Annotated in this window: 2 protein-coding genes; both read right to left on the bottom strand. The window is 58.5% G+C overall.

The annotated features are described in order from the left end of the window. Positions 1-510, bottom strand: a 510-nt coding sequence (locus ACXJ5O_RS28225; protein WP_457302798.1) for a sodium/glutamate symporter, incomplete at its 3' end; no start/stop codon positions are given. Positions 511-541: 31 nt separating this feature from the next. Then, a partial coding sequence (locus tag ACXJ5O_RS28220) for an efflux RND transporter permease subunit (RefSeq protein WP_457302797.1) occupies positions 542-983 on the bottom strand: 442 nt, incomplete at its 5' end.

The following is a 983-nucleotide window of genomic DNA, read 5'->3' as shown; positions in this document are numbered from 1 at the left end:
ACCTAGAGTTGCCGCCGCCACGCCAATCTCCATCGCGTTGGTGAGGCCGAAACGCTCGGCAAGAATCGGGGCCCACGCAATCGTCGTGCCATGTCCGCCGATCAAGGACGCTGAGCCGACAAGAACGGTCATGCCTTCGGGCATTCCGAGGGCGGCGGTACTTCCGGCGGCGATAAGATTCTGGATGACGAGATAGATCAGCGTCAGTCCAAGCAGGATCAGCAGCGGCTTGCCACCCGCGATCAGATCGGCAAGGCGAGCGTTCAGACCGATGCCGGTAAAAAAGTAGAGGAGCAACAAGTCGCGCGCCGCGAGGTCAAACGAGATCGCAATCCCCAGGACGCGATAGGCGAGAAGCGTTGTCAGGGCCGCGAGAAGACCGCCGGTCACGGCTTCCGGAATGTTCCATTGCCGTAGTGCCGCGATCCGGCCGTTCAGTCCAGCGCCGATGAAGAAAACGACGATCGCTATCGTCAGACTGACAAAACCTGGAAATTCGATATTTGTCACTGGCGATCGAACCTCGTCTTGAGCACGGCCCTTATGCCGGATTATGTGAAACRGGCCGCATGGTGGTGGCACTGCTCGTCGGTTCCTTGACACGGAATGCGGCCACATAGAGGGCTGGCAGGAAGACGAGAGTCAGCACCGTTGCGACCAGCAGGCCGCCCATGATCGCGATCGCCATCGGTCCCCAGAAAATGGTCCAGGCTATCGGTATCATGCCGAGAACAGTGGAAATGGCGGTCAACATGATGGGACGGAACCGTGATACCGTGGCATCGATCACTGCGTTCCATACCTCAGTCCCTTTGCCCCGTTCTGTCTCGATCTGTTCGATCAGGATCACGGCGTTCTTCGCGATCAGTCCGAGCAGCGATAAAATACCGAGAATGGCGACGAAGCCCAAGGGCCTGTTGAAGATGAAGAGCGAACCGACAACACCGATGAGCCCCATCGGGACAACGCTCAGCACCAGAAAC

Source organism: Phyllobacterium sp. P5_D12 (genome assembly GCF_054049495.1).
Note: the sequence above shows the minus strand (reverse complement) of the source record. Positions and strands in the feature narration are given on the sequence as shown.